Annotated in this window: 3 protein-coding genes; all 3 read right to left on the reverse strand. The window is 40.6% G+C overall.

The window, feature by feature from the left end; all coding sequences use genetic code 11:
- Positions 1-547: MBL fold metallo-hydrolase (locus B4K20_RS10220; RefSeq protein ID WP_289282808.1), on the reverse strand; the 547-nt coding region annotated here is incomplete at its 3' end.
- A gap of 42 nt (positions 548-589) precedes the next feature.
- Complete coding sequence (locus B4K20_RS10225) at positions 590-853, reverse strand: DUF4242 domain-containing protein (protein WP_289282809.1); 264 nt, start codon at positions 851-853, stop codon at positions 590-592.
- A 61-nt stretch (positions 854-914) separates the two neighbouring features.
- A partial coding sequence (locus B4K20_RS10230; protein ID WP_289282810.1) for a TetR/AcrR family transcriptional regulator occupies positions 915-1457 on the reverse strand: 543 nt, incomplete at its 5' end.

The following is a 1457-nucleotide window of genomic DNA, read 5'->3' on the forward strand; positions in this document are numbered from 1 at the left end:
GATAGCTGGTCAGAACCAGTTCACGCTCACCCAAGTCAATAGTGATGGGGTCATCCACACTCACTAATTGGGTGGGCTCAATAAACTCTGTGCCTTCAAAGTGAGGCCCCAGAATGTCACTGAAACGGGTTTCATAAAACGATTTTCGGGCTTCGATTGCAGCTGGCATTTTATCGTTGCCAATAAAGGTTGCTTCAGTCTCTTTGAATGCTGCATTGCCTAAAAAATGATCCGGATGAGCATGCGTGTTGATGACATAACAAATCGGTAAATCACTTTTGTCGCGTATCGCTGCAAAAAGCGATTTCCCTTCAAGGTAACTGCCACCGGTATCAACTACGGCAATACACTTTTCACCGATGATAAAACCAGTATTGGCTATTTCACCTTTATTGTCCCGATTGGCATCTTCCTGAACACCCTGGTGATAATAAATACCCTCACTCACTTGTTTTACTGGGTATTCTTCCGCATTGACATTCAGCATCAACAGGGTACTAATGGCTAATGTCATGGCACTTAACGTGACTTTTGTTTTATTTTTCATTTCTCTCCCCTTTTTTATATAGGGTGTGTTTTTTCTCAGTATTTATTTTGGTTTAATCATATTTTTGACTTCTGAGATAGCGTTGGCAGGAAAACCACCTTGCTCTGCATGACGCAAGATTAAATCCTTACTTTCAGCTTTGTATACACAATAGATTTTATTATCTGTCACATAACTTTCTACCCACTCAATTTCCGGCCCCATCTCTCTTAAAATTGAACAGGATTTGTGCGTTATCTGGTCCAGATCATTATTGGTCAAATCACCTGCACCTGCAATTTCTCGCTCGATAATATATTTATTCATCTTATTACCTCTTAAAAATGACCGGTCGTCTTTATAACCGGCTGAAAAAAATCAACGTCATTTAACGTTGAAGAAAATAGTCGTCCAGTAATTGCGATAAACAACGTGATAACGGGGCTGTCGATCTTTCCACTTTCATATGCAGTAACGCGCCTTGCCATTGATCGAACAGCAGCATTGCCATGTTATCTGCAGACATATCATCACGAATAATACCTAAGGCCTGGCCTTCACTGAGTCCATGACTTATAAGCTGACAATAATCCGTGATCGCGGCGAGTAATGTCTGTCGGCATAACTCACTGGAGGTACTGATTTCTCCCATCATATCGCCTAGTAAACAACCACCGCTAAAATCAGAGTGTTCCAGATCAGTTATCAAAGAGTCGAAATACGCTTTTATAGCCTGATGACCATTTAAGTCTGAATTATCCAAAAAGCCTTGTAATCTGGAAATGAAAGGCGTGATGTAATGCGTAATTGCCTCGGATGTGAAATTTTCTTTACTATCAAAATAACTATAGAACGATCCTTTTGGCACCTTGACTGTGTCGAGTATCAGTTTGATGCCTGTTCCATGATAACCATGCTTCATCAGTAACTG

It is taken from the genome of Methylophaga sp. UBA5088 (genome assembly GCF_002414625.1).
In the GTDB taxonomy this organism is placed as follows: domain Bacteria; phylum Pseudomonadota; class Gammaproteobacteria; order Nitrosococcales; family Methylophagaceae; genus Methylophaga; species Methylophaga marina.